We start from the raw sequence: 21,755 nt of genomic DNA, 5'->3' as shown, positions 1-21,755 counted from the left end.
GCAGGCGGGTCGCCGGGCGCGGAGGTCAGTTCTTCGCGCTCACCTGCGGCACCAGCTTGCGCCAGTGCATGATCTCGGCGCGGTAGGTCGCGGTGTAGACGCCGACGTCGCCGATGAGCGGCGTGGCGCCGACCTCGGCGAACTGCCTGCTGATGTCGGGATCGGCCAGCGCGGCGTTGATCTCGCGGTTGAGCAGCTCGACGATGGCTTTCGGCGTGCCGTGCGGCACGGCGACGCCATAGAAGCCGGAGGTTTCGAACGCCGGCAGCACGTCGGCGACCGGCGGCAGATCGGGGAAGGCGGCGGCGTGCTCGCGCGTCGTGACGGCCAGCGCCCGGACCTTGCCGCTGCGCAAAAGGTCGACGGCGGAAGCGGCGTTGTCGAACATCGCGTGGATGTGGCCGGAGGCGAGGTCGGTCAGGGCCGGACCCGAGCCACGATAGTGCACAGTCGACCACGTGAGGCCGCCGAGTGTCCGGAACAGCTCGGCCGACAGCAGCTGGACGGTGCCGGGACCGGCGGAGCCGACGCTGAGCTTGCCCGGGTTGGCCTTGGCATAGGCCAGGAATTCGGGCAGCGTCTTGACAGGCAGCTGCCGGCTGACCAGCAGCAGCAGCGGCATGCGCGCCATGCCGGCGACGGGGATGAGATCGCCGTCGGGCGAGCGGTCGGTCGAGGCGGTGATGACGTTGGCGGTCGAGGTCGCAAGGATCGTATAGCCGTCCGGCGCGGCGCTCGCGACGCTCTTGGTGGCGGTCGCGCCGCCCGCACCCGGCCGGTGATCGAGCACGAAGGGCTGGCCCAGTCGGCGGGTCAGCTGATCGCAGATCAGCAGCGACAGCCGGCCGGTGGCTCCGCCCGGGGCAAACGGAATGACCCAGGTGACGGGCTGAGCCGGATAGGGCGCATCAACTCCGGCGAACGCCGTGGTCGAAGTCATGGCTGCAACACTGCTCCAGGCGGCGCAGCGCAGCAATGCGCGTCGTGTCATCGTGTCCTTGGGCATGCCGGCCTTCGCGTTGGCATGTTCTGGGAGCGGTACGCTAACCGGCATTTCCGAGAACTTCGTAAAGGATCGCATTCGCATCAACAGCGACGCACTCTCGGCCGGTTAACCCTCCCGATTAACGGCTGGTGAGGCCACACCGCCTATAAGCACGCCGAATTGGGGTGAGGGCGTTCATGAACTCCGGGCCGTTGGATCGATCTGTGGAACTCAGCACGGCCCCTCGGAGCCCGTCGGCGGCGAAGATCTGGTTGAGAGCGATCGAGCTGACCTCGCGCATCGAAGCAGAGCCCACGCGGCTGTTCGCCGACGTGGTGGACGACTGGGCTGCGAAGCAGCCCGAACGGCCGGCGCTGATCTCCGATCGCGAGACGCTGAGCTATTCCGCCCTGTCTGCGCGCATCAGCCGATACGCCCGCTGGGCGTTGGCCAACGGCATCGGGCCTGGCCACACGGTCGCCTTGATGATGCCGAGCCGGCCCGACTACTTGGCCGCCTGGCTCGGGATCAGCCGCGTCGGCGGTGTTGTTGCGCTCATCAACGCCAATCTCATCGGACCGTCGCTCGCGCATTGCATCAATGTGGCCCGGCCAATCCATGTGATCGTCTCCAAGGACTTCCACGAAGCCTATACGGAGGTTGCGCCGTTGATCGCGGGCGGGCCGCGTGTCTGGTTTGCCGACGGCGGCGATCTCGACGTCGCGATCGCCGCGATGGATACGCACGCGCTCGACCCAACCGAGCGCCGCGCTGTGACGATCAACGACCGCGCGCTGCTGATCTACACCTCCGGCACGACGGGCCTGCCCAAGGCCGCCAGCATCAGCCATCGCCGCATCATGAACTGGGGCGGATGGTTTGCCGGCCTCACCGGCGCAGGTCCCGACGATCGCCTCTATGACTGTCTGCCGGTCTATCATTCCGTCGGCGGCATCGTCGCGCCCTGCAGCATGCTGCGCGCCGGGGGAGCCGCGGTGCTCGCCGAGAAATTCTCGGTGCGCAATTTCTGGCGCGACATCGTCCGTCACGATTGCACGCTGCTGCAATATATCGGCGAGCTCTGCCGCTATCTGCTGGCCGCCGCGCCGTCCGATTTCGACCGCGCGCATCGGCTGCGGCTCGCCTGCGGCAACGGCATGCGCGGTGACGTCTGGGAGGCATTCCAGGCGCGTTTCCGCATTCCTCAAGTGCTGGAATTCTATGCCGCGACCGAAGGCAACTTCTCGCTCTACAATGTCGAGGGCAGGGTGGGATCGATCGGGCGCGTGCCGTCGCTGCTCGCGCATCGCTTTCCCGCCGAAATCATCAAGCTGGACGCCGACCAGCGCGCACCCCTGCGCGGAGCTGACGGACGGTGCCTCGTCTGCACGCGCGGCGAGATCGGCGAGGCCATTGGCCGCATCGGTACGGCGGACAAGGGAGGCGGTCGCTTCGAAGGCTATACCGATACGGGCGAGACGGAGAAGAAGATCCTGCGCGACGTCTTCGAGAAGGGCGATGCCTGGTTCCGCACCGGTGACCTGATGCGCCAGGACGACCAGGGCTTCTTCTATTTCGTCGATCGTCTCGGCGACACCTTCCGCTGGAAGGGCGAGAACGTCGCGACCAGCGAGGTGAACGAGGCGATCCTGCAATGTCCCGGCGTGTTGGAAGCATCGACCTATGGTGTTGTCGTGCCGGGGACCGATGGGCGCGCCGGGATGGCCGCGCTCGTCGTCGGCGACAGCTTCGATCTCGATCGTCTCTCCGTCGAACTTGCCCGAAGGTTGCCGTCCTACGCGCGGCCGGTGGCGCTCCGCATCACGTCGTCGCTGCAGTCGACTGAAACATTCAAGCAGAAGAAGCAGGAGCTGATGCGCGACGGCTTCGATCCGTCGGTCGTGCACGAGCCGCTCTACGTGCGAGACGCCGGGACAGGTGCATATTACCCGCTCGATCGCGATCTGCATGCGCGGATCCTCGCCGGCGAGGTTCGTTTGTAGGTGATTTTAATCATAGGCCATGATGGGCATTTACCAACGGTCCCGAAACATCGCGGGCCAGTCCGGGTTCCTTCACCTTCTGGCCCTATGGTCGGTTTCATCGTTTGAACAGTGAGCGGATTGGCCCATGTCGGTACGGTTAAGAATCATTGCAGCGATCAAGCAGATTGCGGAAGAACAGAAGGTCAAGCTGCCGCCGCTGACCGACGAGCTGACGTTGCATGAGACCGGCTTCGACTCGCTCGCTTTCGCCATCCTGGTCGCCCGTCTCGAGGACGATCTCGGCGTCGATCCGTTCACCCTGTCCGAGGATGTGACGTTCCCCAACACGATAGGCGACTTCATCGGGGCCTATGAGAATGTCCCCGCGTGAGATCTTCGCCCTTCGCGACCATCTCGGGACCGCGCTGACCGAACGGACGATCTCCGATCCGCGTCACGTCATATCGCTCGCCGAGCTCTCGCGCGGAAGCAGCCTCGGCGGCCGCACCGAAGAGCTCAACGGACGTTCGGTGCTGCTGGCGACCTCCGGCCAGCTCCTCGCCGGCCTTGCGCTGATCGAGATCGATGGCGTCGCACGACGTCTCCTGCTGTGTCCGCCGGATCTCAAGGGCGAGCACCTCGCCAGCATCATTGCCGATGCTGACATCGACGCCATCGTGACCGATGAGGTCCGGCGTTTCGACGCCTGCGGCGTCGATCTCGTGATCGAGGTCGCCCTGCCGCAGCCTTCTGCCGCGGTCGTGCAGACGGTGCGCGCCACCGAATGGCTGATGCTGACATCGGGTACATCGGGCGTGCCAAAGATTGTCGGGCATACGCTGGACGGTCTGTGCGGCGCGATCATCGGCGACCGTCCGGTACCTGGCGAAGCCATGCCGGTGTGGGCGACGTTCTACGACATCCGCCGCTATGGCGGCCTGCAGATCTTCCTGCGCGCCATCGTCGGCGGCGGCTCCATGGTATTGTCGGATCCGGGCGAGGGGCTATCGGACCACGTCGCGCGTCTCAACGCACGCGGCGTTACGCACATGTCCGGAACGCCGTCGCATTGGCGCAAGCTGCTGATGAGTGGGGCAGTGGAGGGCTTCGCGCCGCGCTATGTGCGTCTCTCCGGCGAGATCGCCGACCAGGCCGTGCTCGACGGATTGAAGCAGGCGTTCCCCGGCGCTTCGATCGGTCACGCCTACGCCTCGACCGAGGCCGGCGTCGGCTTCGCCGTCAATGATGGGCTGGAGGGTTTTCCTGCGACGCTGCTCGGCGAAGGCCGCGGGGCCGTCGACATGAAGGTCACGGACGGCTCGCTGCGCATTCGCTCCAAGCGCGCCGCGCACGCCTATGTCGGACGCGCTGCGGCTGCCCTGACCGATACGGATGGTTATGTCGATACCGGTGACATGGTCGAGCTGCGCGGCGATCGCTACTACTTCGTCGGGCGCCGCAACGGCATCATCAATGTCGGCGGGCTCAAGGTCCATCCGGAAGAAATCGAGGCCGTGATCAATGGCCATCCCGAGGTGCGGATGTCGCGCGCCAAGTCGCGGCGCAGCCCGATCACCGGCGGCATCGTCGTCGCCGAGGTCGTGCTGACGGCGGATGCCGATCCGGCGCGGACCGAGGCGGTCCGCAATGAGATCCTCGCCGCGTGCCGCGCGCGCCTCGCGCCCCACAAGGTGCCGGCGATGATCCGTGTCGTGCCGGCGCTCGACGTCACACCGGCCGGCAAGCTGGCGCGCGCCGATGCGTAACGTTCTCGTCACCGGCGGCAGCCGCGGCATCGGGCTCGCCATCGCGCGCAGGCTCGCTGGCGCTGGCTATGACGTCGTCACGGTGGCCCGCCGGGAAAGCGAGGAACTGCGCGCTGCGATCGCCGAGTTCAGCGCCAGCAGCGCCGGGATTCATTTCCGCGCCTGTGATCTCAGCGTCGTCGACGAACTTCCGGCCTTCGTGAAGTCGGTCCGCGACGAGTACGGTCCGCTCTACGGTCTCGTCAACAATGCCGGTCTCGGCACCGAAGGGCTGCTGGCGACCATGCACAATTCGGAGATCGAGGCCCTGGTGCGGCTGAACGTTCTGGCACCGATGATCCTGACGAAATATGTCGTTCGCCACATGATGGCCGCGGGCGAGGGGCGGGTGATCAACATCTCCTCGATCATCGCCTCCACCGGCTACAACGGCCTGTCCGTCTACGGCGCGACCAAGGCGGCGGCCAACGGCTTCACGCGCTCGCTGGCGCGCGAGGTCGGCAAGGTCGGCATCACCGTGAACGCGATCGCACCGGGCTTCATCGCCACCGAGCTGACGCAGAGCATGGACGAGGAGCAGCAGCGGCGCATCGCCGGCCGCAGCGCGTTGCGGCGGCTGCCGGAAACGGATGACGTGGCGGCGATGGTTGAATTCCTGCTCGGCGATGGCGGGCGCAATGTCACCGGCACCGTGCTGACGGTCGATGCAGGCAATACCGCCTGAGCCATTTGCGGCGATCGGTCGCTCTCGCCGTTGATTTCGCTCAAGGGTCCGACGGGCGGCAGCAGCGATAGTGCCGGCGCAATCCGGAACCGGTATCCATGTTCGAGCGCATTCTGCGGTGGACCCTCGTCGCGATCGCAATCGCGGGCCTCGCCGCGGGCGGCCTCGCGCATGTGCTCGGTCGCCCCGATCTTGCCGGGATCGCTTTTACGGCCTCGACCGTTCCGGTCATCCTGGGGCTGATCGTCTCGATCGTCCGCGATGTCCTGGCCGGCCGCATCGGCGTCGACGCGATCGCGCTGGTGTCGATGAGCGCGGCGATCATCCTCGGCGAGCCGCTGGCCGGCGCTGTCGTGGCGCTGATGTATTCCGGCGGCAACGTGCTCGAAGACATTGCCGTCGCCCGCGCCGAGCACGATCTGCGCGCGCTGGTCGATCGCGCGCCGCGCGAGGCACATCGCCGCCGTGGCGACCAGATCGACAACGTTCCGATCGCCAGCGTCGCGGTCGGTGATCGCCTGATGGTCCGCGCCGGCGAGATCGTCCCGGTCGATGGCATGGTCGAAGCGACCATCGCGGTCGTCGACGAGTCGGCGCTCACGGGGGAGCCGATCCCGGTGACGAAGACGCGCGGGATGGCGATCCTGTCGGGATCGGTGAATGCCGGCGACACGTTCGAAATGGCGGTCACCGCCACTGCGGGCGAAAGCACCTATGCCGGCATCGTCAAGCTGGTGACGACGGCCCAGACCGCGAAGGCGCCGTTCGTGCGGCTTGCCGACCGCTATGCGCTGATCTTCCTGCCCGTCAGCCTCGCCATCGCGGGGGCCGCCTATCTGGCTTCGGGCGATCTGATCCGGAGTCTTGCCGTGCTGGTGGCGGCAACGCCGTGCCCGCTGATTCTCGCTGCACCCGTCGCTTTCATTGCCGGCGTGGCGCAGGCGGCCCGAAGCGGCATTCTGGTCAAAGGCGGCGGCAAGCTCGAGGCGCTCGCGCGCGCCCATACCGTGCTGTTCGACAAGACGGGCACGCTGACCGTCGGCGGCGCGCGGCTGCTGTCGGTCGACGCCGCGCCGGGCGAGGACGCCGATGCGGTGCTGCTGCTCTGCGCATCGCTCGAGCAGGCCTCGCACCACGTGGTGGCGCACGCGATCGTTCAGGCCGGCCAGGCGCGCGGGCTGAAGCTGAAGGTGCCCGAACAGGTCAGGGAAACCATGGGCTCGGGCCTCGAAGGTCTGATCGATGGCCGCCCTGTGATGGCCGGCTCGCGCGACCTCGTGCTCGGCAGCCGGACGCCGCCGCCCTGGGCGGCGCGCGCGATCCGCCGCGCGTCGTGGCGGTCGGCGCTGATCGTCTTCGTTGCGATCGAGGGGCGCCCGATCGGGGCGCTGCTGCTGGCGGACGAACTGCGCGCGGATACGCCGCGCGCGATCCGCTGGCTCCGCGAGGCCGGCATCGCGCGCATGGTCATGGTGACCGGGGACCGCGCCGCGGCCGCCCAGGCGATCGGCGCGGCGCTCGACCTCGACGCCGTGCTGGCGGACCGTGTCCCCTCCGACAAGGTGGAGGCGGTCAAGAGCGAGCAGCGGCTGCATCCCACCATCATGGTGGGCGACGGCATCAACGATGCTCCGGCGCTGGCCTCCGCCGACGTCGGCATCGCGCTCGGCGCCCGTGGTGCCAGCGCCTCGTCGGAAGCCGCCGACGTGGTCATTCTCGCCGATCGGCTCGATCGCGTCGGCGAGGCGATCGTGATCGCGCAGCGCGCCCGACGCATCGCCCTGGAGAGCATCTTCGTCGGCATGGGCCTGTCGTTCGTGGCGATGGGGGCCGCGGCCTTCGGCCTGCTGCAGCCGGTGCCTGCGGCCCTGGTCCAGGAAGCCATCGACGTCGCCGTCATCCTCAACGCGCTCCGCGCTCTGTTCCCGGCCGGCCGCAGCAAAGCCGGCCGGATCACGGCCGAAGACGGCCGAGGGCTCAGGCATGATCACCAGGCGCTGCTGCGCGGCCTCGACCGCCTGCGCGCGATCGTCGATGCGCTCGACGAAGCCCCGCCCGACGGCGCCGTGGCGCTGATCATGGAGGCGAACGGCGTGGTGCAGGACAAGGTCGTGGCGCATGAGCGCGACGACGAGGGATCGGTCTATCCGAAGCTTGCGCGGCTCCTGCAGGAGAGCCACGGCCTGTCGGCAATGAGCCGCGCGCATCGCGAGATCCTGCATCTGGCGCGCCTGCTCGGCCGGCTGGTCGAGGATCTGCCGTCCGAACATGTGGATCGCTATCTGATCCGCGATGCGCAACGGGTGATCGAGGCGATAGAGACGCTGGTCCGCATGCACACGGCGCAGGAGGACGACATCTACGAGGCCGTGGTGGCGCGCTCGGCCGCCTGAGCCGTTCGCGTCAGCCTGGATGCCGCGGCAGGTCGATCCGTTCGTTGGCAAATTCCGCAGGACCTTCGATCAGGCGGCGGATCCGCCGCTCGCGCTCCTCGGCGGACAGGCTCGGATCGAGCATCCGATCGATCAGCCGGATCGCATTCTGCTCGATGGCGACGGGATCCCGCGACGTGGGCTGCCCGGCTGCGGCCGGCCGCGATGCATGCAGGCCGATCGTGAGCAACTGGCCGATGGCGTCGGAGCGTGTCATCTGGTGAACCTCCGCCCAGGCGTCGATCTCGGCGGTGAGCTCCTGGGACAGCTTCACCGCGCTCACCGCATCATATCCCAACCGGACGGCCGGGCTGTGATCCCTGCGGACGTCGGAGAATGGCGTCATGTGTTTGCCGGACGTCATCTGCCTGTTGATCATATCAGCCTAAAGTATACGGGAGGGACGGGGATTTGATTTCGATCAAGGACGGCTTAAGAAAGCGGCCTTCTCGCGACGGTTCCGCCGCCGGATGCCACGCGTGCCGCTGCCGCCAGGCAGGCCACGGAGCGTAATACCGTAGACAGTCAGCAAGCCCATGCGATTCCTCCACACCTTCCAGGTCTTCGACTTCCTCGACACGCTCGTGAGCCTGTTCACGGCGTTCGTGCTGGGCACGCTGATCGGTGCCGAGCGGCAATACCGGCAGCGCAGCGCCGGCCTGCGCACCAACGTGCTGGTCGCCGTCGGCGCGGCCGCCTTCGTCGACCTCGGCAACCGCCTGACCGGCGCCGACGGCGCGGTGCGGATCATCGCCTATGTGGTGTCGGGCATCGGCTTCCTCGGCGCCGGCACGATCATGAAGGAGGGCATGAACGTCCGCGGCCTCAACACCGCCGCGACGCTGTGGGCGTCCGCCGCGGTCGGCGCCTGCGCCGGCGCCGACCTGATCGCGCAGTCGGTGGCGCTGACGGTGTTCGTGCTGGCCGGCAACACCTTGCTGCGGCCGCTGGTCAATGCGATCGATCGCATCCCGCTCAATGCGCAGACCTCGGAGGCGAACTACGAGATCGTCCTGACCACCGACGGGCTGCGCGCCGCCGAGCTGCGCGAGGCGCTCGACGAGCGGCTGGAGGCGGCCAAATACCCGGTGCGGGAGACCGAGGTTGTCTATCGCTCCGAGGACATCGTCGAGATCATCGCGACGCTGGTGCCGCTCGCGGTCGATACGGTCGATCTCGACCGCGTCGTGTCCGAGCTGGCGAAGCTTGCCGGGGTCCGTCATGCGACTTGGAACGTCAGAGCGCTGGTGTGACGGCATTGGCGGACCAGCATCGCCGCGCCGGCGGCGGGGCGCTCGCCACACCTCGTGGCTGGCTGCCGCCGGCGACGGTCGCAAGCTCCCCACCCACGTCATGGTTCGACATCCCCCAGCATCGCTCATCGCGCCCATGCGAGAGTTCCATGCCGCGTCTGAACCATCGCTGAATGCGATGGCAGCCGGTCGAGGCTCTGCCGTCAATGCCCGCCGCGGGCGAAGATCTCGTAGAAGCCGAGCACGATCTCGCAGGCGATCAGGATGACGACGATGACCTCGAGCCGCAGCGAGCGCTTGGTGTCGATGATGTCGGCGAGCGTGGTCGCCGTCTCCGCGATCACCGCGAGCTTGCGGTTGAGGGTGTCCTCCCGCTCCTTCAGCTCATACTCGTCCTCGAGCCGTGCATAGAGCCGTTCCAGATCGGGCCGGTCCCACAACACGTCCGGCTTCTCGCCGACCGCCACGCGGCCGGAGACGCGGTGCTGCACCAGCAGCGCCTCGCCGAGCAGCTTGAGCATCGCCACCCGGCTCTTCGATGTTCGCCCCAGCAGCGCCAGCTCGCGCGCGAACGGCTCGATCGTGTCGAACACGTTGGCGATCTCGCGCTCGCTGCGGCCGAGCACGACGCTCTTGGCCAGCGCATCGGCGACGATGAGCAGCCGCTCCAGCGACAATTCCTTGACCAGGACCGGGCCGCCGACCGGGATCGGCTCGTCGGATTCGCGCGCGACCTGGACCTTGGCCGTCTCTTCCTCGTGCGGCGCGATCGGGCCGAACAGTCGCGCGCTCAGCCGGTCGAGGAAGTTGATCTCCTCCGCCACCGACAGGCCGATGAAGACGACGACGCCGTAGCGGAAGACCACGGCGATACCCGTCTCGCCGATGCGGACCGCCAGCGGCGTCGCCGACAGCACTTGGCCCTCGAAGCCGGCGGTATTGATGCGGTCCGCGATCTGGAGCGCGCGGGCGGCGAGTTGTGGAACGGGTGAGGTGTCGGCCATGATGGCGATAGGCTAGCACGTCAATGCCGATGGAACGATAACGCGGTGCAATCCGTCAGGCGACACGTCCGCTGCCGAATATCGTTGCCTGAACCCGCTTGACAGGAAAGAACGTAGCTCCTCATTGGACGCGCACCCCGGACGGATGCCTCTCAATGTCGAAGACCAGCGCTGCGGACTACTATGCCTCGATTCCGGTGTTTCGCGGCTTCGCGCGCCTGATGGAGCCGCAGCTCTACCAGCCGGTGCCGGATGACTGGCTGATCGGCACGGCTGACATCGTCGAGTCGACCAAGGCGATCGCCGACAGGCGCTACAAGGCGGTCAACATGGCCGGGGCGGCGGTCATCGCCGCGGTCACCAATGCCTTGGAAGGGCGCGAATTCCCATTCGTGTTCGGGGGCGACGGCGCGAGCTTCGCCGTCAGCCCGGATGACGAAGCGGCCGCGCGCGAGGCCCTTGCCGCGACCGCGACCTGGGTCAGGGAGGATCTCGATCTCGCGATGCGTGTCGCCCTGGTGCCGGTGAGCGCGATCCGCGCGCAGGGCCTCGACGTCCGCGTGGCGCGCTACGGTCCGTCGGCCAACCTGTCCTACGCGATGTTTGCAGGCGGCGGACTGGGCTGGGCCGAGGCCGCGATGAAGCGGGGCGAGTTCGCGATTACGCCGGCGCCGTCCGGTGCGCAGCCCGATCTGTCCGGACTATCGTGCCGGTTCGAGGAGATCCCGGCGGCACGCGGCCTCATCCTGTCGGTGCTGGTGCTGCCGGCCCCCGGCGCCGATGCGCAGGCCTATCGCAAGGTGATCGAGGAGATCATCACCCTGACCGAACGCAGCCCCGATGCCGGGCGGCCGGTGCCGGCCGGCGCGCCGGCGCTGCGATGGCCGCCGCAGGGATTCGGCTACGAAGTCCGCGCCGCGCGCGGACCGCTGTTGTCGCGCTGGGCCCGCGTGCTCGGACGGACGCTGTTCGTCTATGCCGTGATGCGGTTCAACATCAGCATCGGCGGCTTCGTGCCGGATCTCTACAAGCAGCAGGTGGTCGAGAATTCCGACTTCCGCAAATATGACGATGCGCTGCGCATGATCCTCGACTGCACCGACGAGCTCGCGCAGGACCTGGAGCGCCGGCTTGGCGCGGCGGCGTCGCGCGGCATCGTCCGCTACGGGCTGCATCGCCAGGATGCCGCGATGATGACCTGCTTCACGCCGTCCGCGATCCGGCCGGATCACGTCCACTTCATCGACGGCGCGCGAGGCGGCTACGCGTCGGCTGCGACCGCGTTGAAGGCCGCGGTCGCCTGAGCGCTGATCAGCGCGCGCGGGTCCAGGTCTCGCCGCCGCACAGCGATCCGACGCAGCCTTCCACCTTCAGCGTGTCCGGGCCGGAGACGGAGATGTGGCTGGTGTAGCTCTGGCCGTCATCGGCGTTATAGATCTTGCCGGACCATTTGTTCGGCCCCTCCGCGTGAACGCCTTCGAACAGTTGCAGGCCGATGATCGGGCGGTTGGCAAGCGCGCGATTCGGATTCTTGTTGTCGACGGCCGGCTTGCCGGTGTCGGTGTCCATCGGCTCCTTCAGCCACACGACGGTGCCGCAGAGACCGGCGCCGCATTTGGCGACCTTGATCCTGGCGTCGCCGGCCTGGGTCAGCCAGGTGCCGGTCGGATCATCGGCAGCCAAAGCGGGCTGCGCCATCACGACGGTCGCCAGCGCAAGACCAGCCAAACGCAATTTCCAAATCATCTTACCCCCCGTTGAAGCCGCGTTTCCATAACAGCAAACGGCGCAGTTGCAATCGCAGAGCAGCGGTTGTCCAAAGCGGGATCATCACGATCAGGTGCATCGCCGACGGAACGTCTCAATCCCTTGCTCGGTTGTCTCATGCACTGGAAATGGCTTTGACTGCCGCGACAAACTCCATTGTCGTCCCGGCCTGGTGCGCAACTGCGCACGCGGCGCCGGGACCCATACCACCAGGGAGGGGTTTGAGGCAGACCGGTCATTGGCATTGTGCCCATCACGTCCGCCGCGGCGTATGGGTCCCGGATCGGCGCCGCGACGCGCTGGCGCGCGTCACGGCTTGTCCGGGACGACAGCGGTGGGTTTGGCGGATTTACGACTCAAACAGCTGATGACAGGGCCGGGACACGGCAGCGCGGCCTCGCGGCATGTGATGCCCGAGTGCTGCGATCCATGTGGCCCTCTTGAAAGTGCGGAGGGCGCAGGGAATGCCGGGTGAAGGCCTCACCCATGGCCCGCCTGCGAAAAAAATGCAGGCGGCAGGTACCACAGGCAAAGCCGAACACTCCGGCATTCCCTGCGCGACGGTCTTCACGCTTATACGCAGTCTCCCTGGTGCGCCGGGCTTGTTGGCCACCATGCCGCGACCATGCTTGCGCATTGCGCGGGTGACACCAGCGTCGGGGTGTCAGGACGCTGCGACTTCACGTCCGCGAGGTATCGTTCGTCCGCATCCTCGTCGAAGAGAATGCTGCGATCTCTCGCGGCCATCGCATCCCCACCTCGCGTGTCGTGACGATCGCGCGCTACGCCCCTCTGCGGTGAGGCGGGATGCACGGAGATAATCATGATTTCCGATAATACGCAAGTTAATTATTTTTTCCGGAAGTTGCGCCGGGCGCTGCGCTGTCGTCCCGGTCGGGACATGGTTTGGACTGCCGCGACAAACTCCGCTGTCGTCCCGGCGAACGCCGGGACCCATACCCCCAGGGAGCGGTTTGAGGCACGCTGGCCGTTGGCCTTTCGCGTCTCGCAACCGCCGCGGCGTATGGGTCCCGGATCGGCGCCGCGACGCGCTGGCGCGCGTCACGGCTGTCCGGGACGACAGCGGAAAGGAGAACGGATTTACGATTCAAACAAGGGAGGGGAGAACGGAGTCACCACGGCAATCCGCAGAGGTCGATGGTGCCGCGGGTCGGCGCGGTGCGCTTGACGTCGTGGACCAGCGCGGACAGCCGGTCGAAGCGGATGCGGCCCTGCTCGGGCTGCTCGGCGTAGACGTCGCCGTCGAACGGGATGAAGCCTCTCGCCGTGTAGAAGGGGATGCGATCCGCCGCGCAGAATAGCACGGCGTAGTTGATCGAGTCCTCGTGCCGCAGGGTCTGGATCGCCGCGTTCAGTCCCACCGTGGCGAGGCCGCGGTTGCGCATGTCGGGACGCGTCAAAACGCCGCCGATGCCGGCGACATTGACGTTCTGGCCGTTCCACTTCACGAGTCGGCGATAGATGCCGACATGGCACAGCACCTCGCCCCTGTCGTCCTGCACCAGCACCCGCAGGTCGGCATGCGCAAATGTGATACCAGCCCACGGCAAACCGGCGACCACCTCCGGCGGCCAAATCGCGTCGTAAAGCGGCTTGACCAGCGGCCAGGCGGCGTCACCATTCAATACGTCGATCTCGATGCTCATCAAAGCGGCTCGCTTTTTCCAAATTCACGGTGTTTTACGGTGTCGGAACCTTCTATAAGAAGGTCCCGTTAAATCCCGTCTTCCACAAGTTGCGGAACCGCCCCCATGACCTTTACGCTTCCCCCCCTGCCTTACGCCTATGAAGCCCTCGGACCCTACATGTCCAAGGAGACGCTCGAGTACCATCACGACAAGCATCATCAGGCCTATGTGACCAACGGCAACAATGCGATCAAGGGGACCGAATTCGAAGGCAAGTCCCTCGAGGAGATCGTCAAGGGCTCGTTCGGCAAAAACCCCGCCGTGTTCAACAATGCCGGCCAGCACTTCAACCACATCCATTTCTGGTCGTGGATGAAGCCGAATGGCGGCGGCTCCAAGCTGCCGGGCGCGCTGGAGAAGAAGATCAATGAGGATCTCGGCGGCTTCGAGAAGTTCAAGGCCGACTTCGCCGCGGCCGGCGTCGGCCAGTTCGGCTCGGGCTGGTGCTGGCTCTCGGTCAAGAACGGCAAGCTCGAGATCTCCAAGACCCCGAACGGCGAGAACCCGCTGGTGCATGGCGCCACCCCGATCCTCGGCTGCGACGTCTGGGAGCACTCCTACTACATCGACTATCGCAACCGCCGTCCCGACTATCTGAAGGCGTTCGTCGAGAACCTCATCAACTGGGAATACGTCGAAGAGCTCTACAGCAAGGCGATCTGATTGCCGACGCGAGCAAGTGACCAGGGCGGCGGCTTCGGCTCGCCGCCCTTTTTCATGGCCCTTTTTCATAGCAAGGATCAGGACGATCCTTGCAACGGACGACACGTTTCGGCAGAGATTTTGCGGGTGATGCCGGGCGGGCAGGGGTCCGCTCCGGGCGCAGGATGCAAGGTGAGGTCGTGAATCAGTTGTTAGGCTATCTGCTCGTTTTCGTCGGTGGCGGCTCCGGGGCTGCGCTGCGCCACGCCGTCAACATGGCGAGCGGTAAGGCGTTCGGTACCGCCTTTCCCTACGGCACCTTCATCATCAACATCACCGGCTCGACCGTCATGGGCCTGATCGCAGGCTATTTCACCTTCCGGAGCGGCGGCAGCCATCAATGGTGGCGGCTGGTGCTGATGACGGGCATCCTGGGCGGCTACACCACGTTCTCGGCCTTCTCGCTCGACACCGCGCTGCTCTACGAGCGCGGGGCGGTTGGCCTGGCGGTGCTCTACGTGGTGGGCTCGGTCGGTATCTCCATCGCCGGCCTGTTCGGCGGCCTCGCCCTGATGCGGTATCTGAGCTGACGGAGTTGCTGGTCACTCGCAATGACGAGTGGAATGAACGCATCCGGCCCTGGAAACACCGCCTCAGCCCGCGGTGGACAGGGGTGATGTTATAATGTAACATCATGACGAAATGACGCAGTCCGCCCTTCATAGCCATAGCCATGGCCACGCGCACGGGCATACCCATGGTCACGGCCATGCCCACAGCCACGATTCGGGGGCGCCGCATCCGGCGCAGCCCGCGCCGTGGTCGATCCTGCGCATGCCGGTCGCGACACGGCTCGGCGCGGCGCTGGCGGCCAGCGCGGCGCTCTGGGTGATCGTCATCATGGCGATGCGGTGAGGGCGGCGGTGGCACAGCTGCAGTTCCGCGACGTCACCCTGGGCTATGACCGCCACCCGGCCGTGCATCATCTCTCCGGCGAGGTGCCGGAGGGCGCGCTGCTGGCCGTGATCGGTCCCAACGGCGCCGGTAAATCGACCTTGTTCCGCGGCATCGTCGGCCTGTTGAAGCCGCTCGCCGGCAGCATCACGGCCGCCGGCCTCAAGCCGCGCGAGATCGCCTATCTGCCGCAGATCGCCGATATCGACCGCTCCTTCCCGATCTCGGTGTTCGATTTCGTCAGCACCGGACTGTGGCGCAGCACCGGCATGTTCGGCGGCATCGGCGCGGCGGCGCGTGAGAAGATCGCGCAGGCCATCGCCGCCGTCGGCCTGACCGGATTCGAAGGCCGCGGCATCGGCACGCTGTCGGGCGGCCAGATGCAGCGCATGCTGTTTGCGCGCGTGCTGCTGCAGGATGCCCGCGTGATCGTGCTCGACGAGCCGTTCAACGCGATGGATTCCAAAACGTCGTCCGACCTGTTGCAACTGATCGAGCACTGGCATGGCGAGCGGCGCACCGTGCTGGCGGCGCTGCACGACATGGACATGGTGCGCGCGCATTTCCCGCAGACCCTGCTGCTGGCGCGCGAGGCCGTGGCCTGGGGACCGACGGCGGAGGTGCTGACAACGGACAATCTCGCGCAGGCGCGCCGGATGTGCGAGGCGTTCGACGATGCCGCCGCGCCCTGCGTGCCCCCGCAAGCCTCCAAGGCGGCGTGATGCTGCGCGAGGTGCTGTTCGCTCCGTTCTCGGATTTCGAGTTCATGCGCCGCGCGCTCGCCGCGGTCATCGCGCTGTCGCTCGGCTCCGGACCGATCGGCGTCTTCCTGATGCTCAGGCGCATGAGCCTGGTCGGCGACGCCATGGCGCATGCGATCCTGCCGGGAGCCGCGATCGGCTTCCTACTGTCGGGGCTCAATCTGTTCGCGATGACGACCGGCGGGCTGATCGCAGGCTTCGCCGTGGCGCTGCTGTCGGGCTTGGTGTCGCGCTCGACCGGGCTGAAGGAGGACGCGTCGCTCGCGACCTTCTACCTGGCGTCGCTGGCGATCGGCGTCACCATCGTCTCGGTCAAGGGCACCAATATCGATCTGCTGCACGTGCTGTTCGGCAACATCCTGGCGATGGACGATCCGACCCTGCTGATGGTGGCCTTCAATGCCACGCTCACCTTGGTCGTGCTCGCCGTGATCTATCGCCCGCTGGTGGTCGAGAGCGTCGACCCGCTGTTCCTGCGCACCGTCAGCCGCGCCGGCGCGCCGGCGCACCTGATCTTCCTCGGCCTGATCGTCGTCAACCTCGTCAACGGCTTCCAGGCGCTCGGCACCTTGCTCGCGGTCGGCCTGATGATCCTGCCGGCGGGCATCGCCCGGTTCTGGTCGCGCGACGTCACGCCGATGATCTGCATCGCCGTCACCTCCGCGATCGTCTCCGGCTATGTCGGCCTGGTGCTGTCGTTCCAGACCCGCATTCCCTCGGGGCCAGCGATCATCCTGGTCGCGTCGCTCCTCTATCTCGGCTCGGTGCTGTTCGGACGCGTGGGCGGCGTGCTTCCGCAACTGTTTCCGGGACGTCACCTCGAAGCCTGAAGTCCATCCCCATGAAACGTTTGCTGTCCGTCCTCACTCTGCTGCTGTCGCTCGTCGCTCCCGCATCGGCCGAGACCCGGCTGAACGTCGTCACCAGCTTCTCGATCCTCGCCGACTTCGTCCGCCAGGTCGGCGGCGACAAGGTCAGTGTCGCCTCGCTGGTCGGGCCGGACAGCGACGTGCACGTCTACACGCCGACGCCGCATGATGCGAAGGACGTCGGCGCCGCGCGGCTCTTGATCGTCAACGGCCTCGGGCTGGAGGGCTGGCTGCCGCGGCTGCAGCAGGCCTCCGGCAGCAAGGCGCCGATCATCACGGCCACGCAGGGCATCAGCCCGCGCAAGCGCGGCACGGATGCCGATCCGCATGCCTGGCAGTCGGTCGGCAATGCCAAGGTCTACGTACGGAATATCCGCGACGCGCTGGTGGCGGCCGACCCCGCAGACGCGGAGGTCTTCAAGGCCAATGCGGAGCGCTACCTCGCCGAGCTCGATGCGCTCGACCGCGAGGTCCGCGCCGAGATCGACAAGATCCCGGCCGAGCGGCGCAAGGTGATCTCGACCCATGACGCCTTCGGCTATTTCGCCGATGCCTATGGCGTCGCCTTCATCGCCCCGCTCGGCGTCTCCACCGAGACCGAGCCCTCGGCCCGCGACGTCGCCGAGATCATCCGCCAGGTGAAAAAAACAGGGATTCCGGCCGTCTTCCTGGAGAATTTCAACGATGACCGGCTGGTCGGCCGGATCGCCGCCGAGACCGGCGCCAAGATCGGCGGTACGCTGTATTCCGACGCCCTGAGCGATGAAAAGGGCCCCGTTCCCACTTACATTGCCATGGTCAGGCACAATATAAGGGCCTTGACGAGCGCGCTGGTCCGTTAGGGTTTTCAAGCCCTCGCGGCCAGCGCTTTTGAGCCATTTTCGATGCGATCTGAGGTTTTCGGAGTGAGCATGTCCGACGCGAGCAAGACACCAGTGACGGTCCTGACCGGCTATCTCGGGGCGGGCAAGACCACGCTTCTGAACCGCATCCTCTCGGAAGACCACGGCAAGAAGTACGCCGTCATCGTCAACGAATTCGGCGAGATCGGCATCGACAACGATCTCATCGTCGGCGCCGATGAGGAAGTGTTCGAGATGAACAATGGCTGCATCTGCTGCACGGTGCGCGGCGACCTCGTGCGCATCATCTCCGGCCTGATGCGGCGCAAGGGCAAGTTCGACGCCATCATCGTCGAGACCACCGGGCTCGCCGACCCCGCGCCGGTGGCGCAGACCTTCTTCGTCGACGAGGACGTTCAGAAGAACGCCCGGCTCGATGCGGTGGTGACGGTGGCCGACGCGAAGTGGCTGTCGGACCGGCTCAAGGATGCGCCGGAGGCCAAGAACCAGATCGCCTTCGCCGACGTCATCGTGCTCAACAAGACCGATCTCGTCAGCAAGCCGGAGCTCGCCGAGGTCGAGGCGCGCATCCGCGCCATCAACCCCTACGCAAAGCTGCATCGCACCGAGCGCTGCCAGATCGCGATCTCCGATGTGCTGGAGCGCGGCGCGTTCGATCTCGATCGTATCCTGGAGATCGAGCCGCAATTCCTCGAAGCCGGCGACGACCACGATCATCACCATCATGATCACGACCACGGTCATGATCATCATCACCACCATCACGATCACGGCCTGAAGCACTATCACGACGAGGAGATGCAGTCGCTGTCGCTGCGCTCCGACAAGCCGCTCGATCCGTCGAAGTTCATGCCGTGGCTGCAGAACCTGGTGCAGACCGAGGGCGGCAAGATCCTGCGCTCCAAGGGCATCCTGGCGTTTCAGGACGATGACGACCGCTACGTCTTCCAGGGCGTGCACATGATGCTGGAAGGCGATCATCAGCGGAAGTGGAAGCCGGATGAGGCGCGGCAGAGCCGCGTCGTCTTCATCGGCCGCGAGTTGCCGGAAGACGCCATCCGCGAAGGCTTCGAACGCTGCATCGTGACCTGATGACGTCGTTCGACCAGGGTGGCGAGGCCGCATCCATCGTCTCCGTCACCGACAAGGTGAAGCAGGTCGCGCTCGGCATGGCCGTCACGGCCGTGCACTATCTCGGCGACCGCGCGGTCTTCGTCGGCACCGAGGAGAGCGTCGCGGTTGTCGACGCCGAGGGCGAGATCAGCAAGATCGAGGTATCAGGCGGCGGCATCCTGTCGGCGGTGTCGGACGGATCGCGCATCCTGTTCGGCGGTGATGACGGCAAGGTCTCCGCGCTCGACAAGGCCGGCAGCGTCAGCGTGCTCGCCACCGATCCGAAGCGGCGCTGGATCGACAACGTCGCGGTTCATCCGGACGGTGCGATCGCCTGGTCGGTCGGCAAGACCGCGTTCGTGCGCGCGCCCAAGGGCGAGGAGAAGTCGCTCGAGGTGCCCTCGACCGCGGGCGGACTGGCGTTCGCGCCGAAGGGCCTGCGGCTTGCGATCGCGCATTACAACGGCGCCACTCTGTGGTTTCCGAACATGGCGGGCGAGCCGGAATTCCTCGGCTGGGCCGGCTCGCATCACGCCGTCACGTTCAGCCCGGACAACAAGTTCCTGGTCACGGCGATGCACGAGCCGGCGCTGCATGGCTGGCGGCTGGCCGATTCCCGGCACATGCGCATGACCGGCTACCCGTCGCGGGTCAAGTCGATGTCGTGGGGCAGCGGCGGGCGCTTTCTCGCCACCTCCGGCGCCGACATGGTCATCCTCTGGCCGTTCGTCGGCAAGGACGGCCCGATGGGCAAGGAGCCGGCGATGCTGGCGCCGATGAAGGCCAAGGTCACCGCGGTCGCCTGCCATCCCAAGCAGGACATCCTGGCCTGCGGCTACGAGGACGGCACCGTGTTGATGGTGCGGATGCAGGATGGCGCCGAGATCCTGGTGCGGCGGAACGAGACACCGCCGATCGTGGCGCTGGGCTGGAATGCCGCGGGAACGTGGCTCGCTTTCTCCGATGAAAGTGGCGAGGCGGGCCTGCTGCGGCTGTAACGGCGCGTTCCAGGGCGGGGATGGGGCGTTGGGGCGCAGGTCCCAATCGGAACCTCGCCCCCTTCCATTCGTTGTTCCGCACATCACATGATGCGGATGACAGCCATGGCCTCGATCAACAGCAAACGGACGTTGCGAAGGGACCTGTGGCTCGCAGGCGGCCTGCTCGGCCTTGGCGCACTGGTGGCGATCATCTCGCTGACCGAGATCAAGGCCAACCATCTCGACCAGGTGGCCCAGGCGACGCCCGAACCGTCGGCGACGCCAGCCGAATCCAAGCCCGGCGGCACCCGCCCGACCACACCGGCGCCCGAGCCGGCGCGCCCCGATCCGGCTGCTCAGCAGGAAGGCGCCAACAAGCCCGCGCTGCCGCCCGCTCCTGCCGAGAAGGTCGCGCCGCCGATGGAGAAGAAGTAGCTGGCCGCTGCGAGCTAAGTGCTCGATCATCCGCACTCTGCCTCAACATCGTTATGCCCGGGCTCGTCCCGGGCATCCACGTGTTTCCGGCTGCGCAGGCTTCGTGGATGGCCGGGTCAAGCCCACGGCTGTCCGGTTCAGACAGACTGGACATGGTGCATGGCGTGGATTCTTCTGCGGTCTTGAGCATCGCCAAATGTTCGAGACACACCAGGAAGGTCCCGCCATGCCGCATCAGAATACAGTATTCCGAGACATTCTGAAGTTGGTCCCCTGGCATCGCTTCGAGGCGCTTGTGGACGAGCATGGCACGGACGCGCGGATTCGACGGCTTTCCACCAAAGACCAATTTGTGGCGCTGCTGTACGGTCAGCTTTCGGGGGCTTCCAGTCTGCGTGAGATTGTCACCGGGCTGTCGAGCCACACCGCGCGGCTTTATCACCTGGGTGGGGGCCCTGTCCGCCGCTCGACTTTCGCGGACGCCAATATGAATCGGCCTGCGGAGATGTTTGCCGCCCTGTTGGCCATCATGATGAAGCAGGCCCATCGCCGGTTACGCCGCAAGCTTGCCGAGACGACGTATTTGATTGATTCGACCAGCGTACGGCTGACAGAAGCCAGCGCTGGCTGGGCACGGTTCTCTACCGGTGTCTGCGGTGCCAAGGTGCATGTGATCTATGATGCCGACGCCGACCGGCCGATTTATGCGGCAATCAGCGGAGCCAACGTCAACGACAATACTGCAGCGCATCAGATGCCCATCGAGCCGGGAGCAACCTACGTCTTCGATCTCGGCTATTATGAATATGCTTGGTGGGCTCAACTGGACGCCGCCGGTTGTCGAATCGTGACCCGGTTCAAATCCAATACGCCGCTGCGGGTCGTGGAGGAGTTGCCTGTCATCGCGGATGGCAACATCCTCTCCGACCGCATCGGCTTCCTTCCACAACGCCAAGCCTACAGCCGCCGCAATCCAATGCAGACTGCGGTGCGCGAAGTGCGCGTCACCTTGGAAACGGGAAAGATCCTGCGCATCCTGTCGAACGACCTCGATGCCAGCGCTCAAGAGATCGCCGACCTCTATCGTCGCCGCTGGGCCATCGAGTTGTTCTTTCGTTGGGTCAAGCAGACCCTCAAGATCACCAGGTTCCTCGGGACTTCTGAGAACGCCGTTCGTATCCAGATCGCCGTTGCCCTGATCGCCTTCCTCTTGCTTCGCCTCGCGCAAGACCTTCAGAAGGCAATCCAAAGCCCCTTGGTCTTTGCCAGATTGGTCCGCACCAACCTCATGCATCGCCGCCCCATCGATCAATTGCTCACGGGGCCACCCCAACTTGCCAAAAACCCACAACAGTTGAGCCTCGCAATATGCGGAAGCTGAACCGGACAGCCGTGGGTCAAGCCCGGCCATGACGGAGGAGAGAGCGGGGCGCGAACGCGGCGACAAATTCCGCCGTCGTCCCGGCGAACGCCGGGACCCATAACCTCAGGGAGTAGTTCGGGGCAGTCTATT

General features: G+C 66.2%; 22 protein-coding genes. 17 read left to right on the top strand and 5 right to left on the bottom strand.

The window, feature by feature from the left end; translation table 11 throughout:
* Positions 1-25: 25 nt before the first annotated feature.
* Positions 26-1,006, bottom strand: a complete 981-nt coding sequence (locus QX010_RS11970; protein ID WP_316179671.1) for a tripartite tricarboxylate transporter substrate binding protein — start codon at positions 1,004-1,006, stop codon at positions 26-28.
* A 176-nt stretch (positions 1,007-1,182) separates the two neighbouring features.
* On the opposite strand from QX010_RS11970, the gene QX010_RS11965 reads away from it, so the two are divergent.
* The 5 genes from QX010_RS11965 to QX010_RS11945 all read left to right on the top strand — a co-directional run bounded on the left by QX010_RS11965 (position 1,183) and on the right by QX010_RS11945 (position 7,853).
* Positions 1,183-2,988, top strand: coding sequence for a long-chain-acyl-CoA synthetase (locus QX010_RS11965; protein WP_316179669.1), 1,806 nt, complete (start codon positions 1,183-1,185; stop codon positions 2,986-2,988).
* Positions 2,989-3,115: 127 nt separating this feature from the next.
* On the top strand, positions 3,116-3,361 hold the full coding sequence (locus QX010_RS11960) for an acyl carrier protein (protein WP_315802699.1): 246 nt from the start codon (positions 3,116-3,118) through the stop codon (positions 3,359-3,361).
* A complete protein-coding gene (locus QX010_RS11955) occupies positions 3,348-4,736 on the top strand; it encodes a fatty acid--CoA ligase family protein (RefSeq protein ID WP_316179666.1) in 1,389 nt (462 codons plus the stop codon). The genes QX010_RS11960 and QX010_RS11955 overlap by 14 nt, the downstream gene beginning before the upstream one ends.
* Positions 4,729-5,460, top strand: a complete 732-nt coding sequence (locus tag QX010_RS11950; RefSeq protein ID WP_316179664.1) for an SDR family NAD(P)-dependent oxidoreductase — start codon at positions 4,729-4,731, stop codon at positions 5,458-5,460. Before QX010_RS11955 ends, QX010_RS11950 begins: the two co-directional genes overlap by 8 nt.
* A 98-nt stretch (positions 5,461-5,558) precedes the next feature.
* Positions 5,559-7,853, top strand: a complete 2,295-nt coding sequence (locus QX010_RS11945; protein WP_315802702.1) for a heavy metal translocating P-type ATPase — start codon at positions 5,559-5,561, stop codon at positions 7,851-7,853.
* 10 nt (positions 7,854-7,863) lie between these two features.
* Here the strand turns inward: QX010_RS11945 and QX010_RS11940 are convergent, their stop codons facing one another.
* Positions 7,864-8,271, bottom strand: a complete 408-nt coding sequence (locus tag QX010_RS11940) for a hypothetical protein (RefSeq protein ID WP_316179661.1) — start codon at positions 8,269-8,271, stop codon at positions 7,864-7,866.
* Between the two features lie 157 nt (positions 8,272-8,428).
* Between QX010_RS11940 and QX010_RS11935 the strand changes: the two genes are divergently transcribed.
* Complete coding sequence (locus tag QX010_RS11935) at positions 8,429-9,145, top strand: MgtC/SapB family protein (RefSeq protein ID WP_315802704.1); 717 nt, start codon at positions 8,429-8,431, stop codon at positions 9,143-9,145.
* A gap of 203 nt (positions 9,146-9,348) precedes the next feature.
* Here the strand turns inward: QX010_RS11935 and QX010_RS11930 are convergent, their stop codons facing one another.
* Complete coding sequence (locus tag QX010_RS11930; RefSeq protein ID WP_315802705.1) at positions 9,349-10,149, bottom strand: RMD1 family protein; 801 nt, start codon at positions 10,147-10,149, stop codon at positions 9,349-9,351.
* A gap of 155 nt (positions 10,150-10,304) precedes the next feature.
* On the opposite strand from QX010_RS11930, the gene QX010_RS11925 reads away from it, so the two are divergent.
* Complete coding sequence (locus QX010_RS11925) at positions 10,305-11,453, top strand: DUF3095 domain-containing protein (protein ID WP_316179659.1); 1,149 nt, start codon at positions 10,305-10,307, stop codon at positions 11,451-11,453.
* Positions 11,454-11,460: 7 nt separating this feature from the next.
* Here the strand turns inward: QX010_RS11925 and QX010_RS11920 are convergent, their stop codons facing one another.
* Both QX010_RS11920 and QX010_RS11915 read right to left on the bottom strand, forming a co-directional pair.
* Positions 11,461-11,895 carry a DUF2147 domain-containing protein gene (locus tag QX010_RS11920; RefSeq protein ID WP_315802707.1) on the bottom strand — a complete coding sequence of 145 codons (435 nt, stop codon included), beginning with the start codon at positions 11,893-11,895 and terminating at the stop codon, positions 11,461-11,463.
* Between the two features lie 1,154 nt (positions 11,896-13,049).
* Positions 13,050-13,583: a GNAT family N-acetyltransferase gene (locus tag QX010_RS11915; RefSeq protein ID WP_316179656.1), complete on the bottom strand. Its 534-nt coding sequence runs from the start codon at positions 13,581-13,583 to the stop codon at positions 13,050-13,052.
* A gap of 105 nt (positions 13,584-13,688) precedes the next feature.
* Between QX010_RS11915 and QX010_RS11910 the strand changes: the two genes are divergently transcribed.
* From QX010_RS11910 to QX010_RS11865, 10 genes are all read left to right on the top strand, one after another.
* Complete coding sequence (locus tag QX010_RS11910; protein WP_316179654.1) at positions 13,689-14,288, top strand: superoxide dismutase; 600 nt, start codon at positions 13,689-13,691, stop codon at positions 14,286-14,288.
* Positions 14,289-14,467: 179 nt separating this feature from the next.
* A complete protein-coding gene (gene crcB, locus QX010_RS11905) occupies positions 14,468-14,857 on the top strand; it encodes a fluoride efflux transporter CrcB (RefSeq protein WP_316179652.1) in 390 nt (129 codons plus the stop codon).
* Between the two features lie 112 nt (positions 14,858-14,969).
* A complete protein-coding gene (locus tag QX010_RS11900; RefSeq protein WP_316179651.1) occupies positions 14,970-15,182 on the top strand; it encodes a hypothetical protein in 213 nt (70 codons plus the stop codon).
* Between the two features lie 8 nt (positions 15,183-15,190).
* On the top strand, positions 15,191-15,943 hold the full coding sequence (locus QX010_RS11895) for an ABC transporter ATP-binding protein (protein WP_316179650.1): 753 nt from the start codon (positions 15,191-15,193) through the stop codon (positions 15,941-15,943).
* Entirely contained in the window at positions 15,943-16,812 is an 870-nt protein-coding gene (locus QX010_RS11890; protein WP_316179648.1) for a metal ABC transporter permease, read from the top strand. Before QX010_RS11895 ends, QX010_RS11890 begins: the two co-directional genes overlap by 1 nt.
* A gap of 11 nt (positions 16,813-16,823) precedes the next feature.
* On the top strand, positions 16,824-17,693 hold the full coding sequence (locus QX010_RS11885; protein ID WP_316179646.1) for a metal ABC transporter substrate-binding protein: 870 nt from the start codon (positions 16,824-16,826) through the stop codon (positions 17,691-17,693).
* A 69-nt stretch (positions 17,694-17,762) separates the two neighbouring features.
* Positions 17,763-18,806: a CobW family GTP-binding protein gene (locus tag QX010_RS11880; RefSeq protein WP_409997906.1), complete on the top strand. Its 1,044-nt coding sequence runs from the start codon at positions 17,763-17,765 to the stop codon at positions 18,804-18,806.
* Entirely contained in the window at positions 18,806-19,825 is a 1,020-nt protein-coding gene (locus QX010_RS11875) for a WD40 repeat domain-containing protein (RefSeq protein ID WP_315801794.1), read from the top strand. Before QX010_RS11880 ends, QX010_RS11875 begins: the two co-directional genes overlap by 1 nt.
* A gap of 105 nt (positions 19,826-19,930) precedes the next feature.
* A complete protein-coding gene (locus QX010_RS11870; protein WP_316179644.1) occupies positions 19,931-20,242 on the top strand; it encodes a hypothetical protein in 312 nt (103 codons plus the stop codon).
* Between the two features lie 226 nt (positions 20,243-20,468).
* Positions 20,469-21,623 carry an IS4 family transposase gene (locus QX010_RS11865; protein ID WP_315800429.1) on the top strand — a complete coding sequence of 385 codons (1,155 nt, stop codon included), beginning with the start codon at positions 20,469-20,471 and terminating at the stop codon, positions 21,621-21,623.
* The last annotated feature ends 132 nt before the right edge of the window (positions 21,624-21,755 follow it).

Source organism: Bradyrhizobium sp. SZCCHNRI1009, from assembly GCF_032487575.1.
Lineage (GTDB): Bacteria > Pseudomonadota > Alphaproteobacteria > Rhizobiales > Xanthobacteraceae > Bradyrhizobium.
This window is presented reverse-complemented; position numbering and strand designations above follow the sequence as displayed.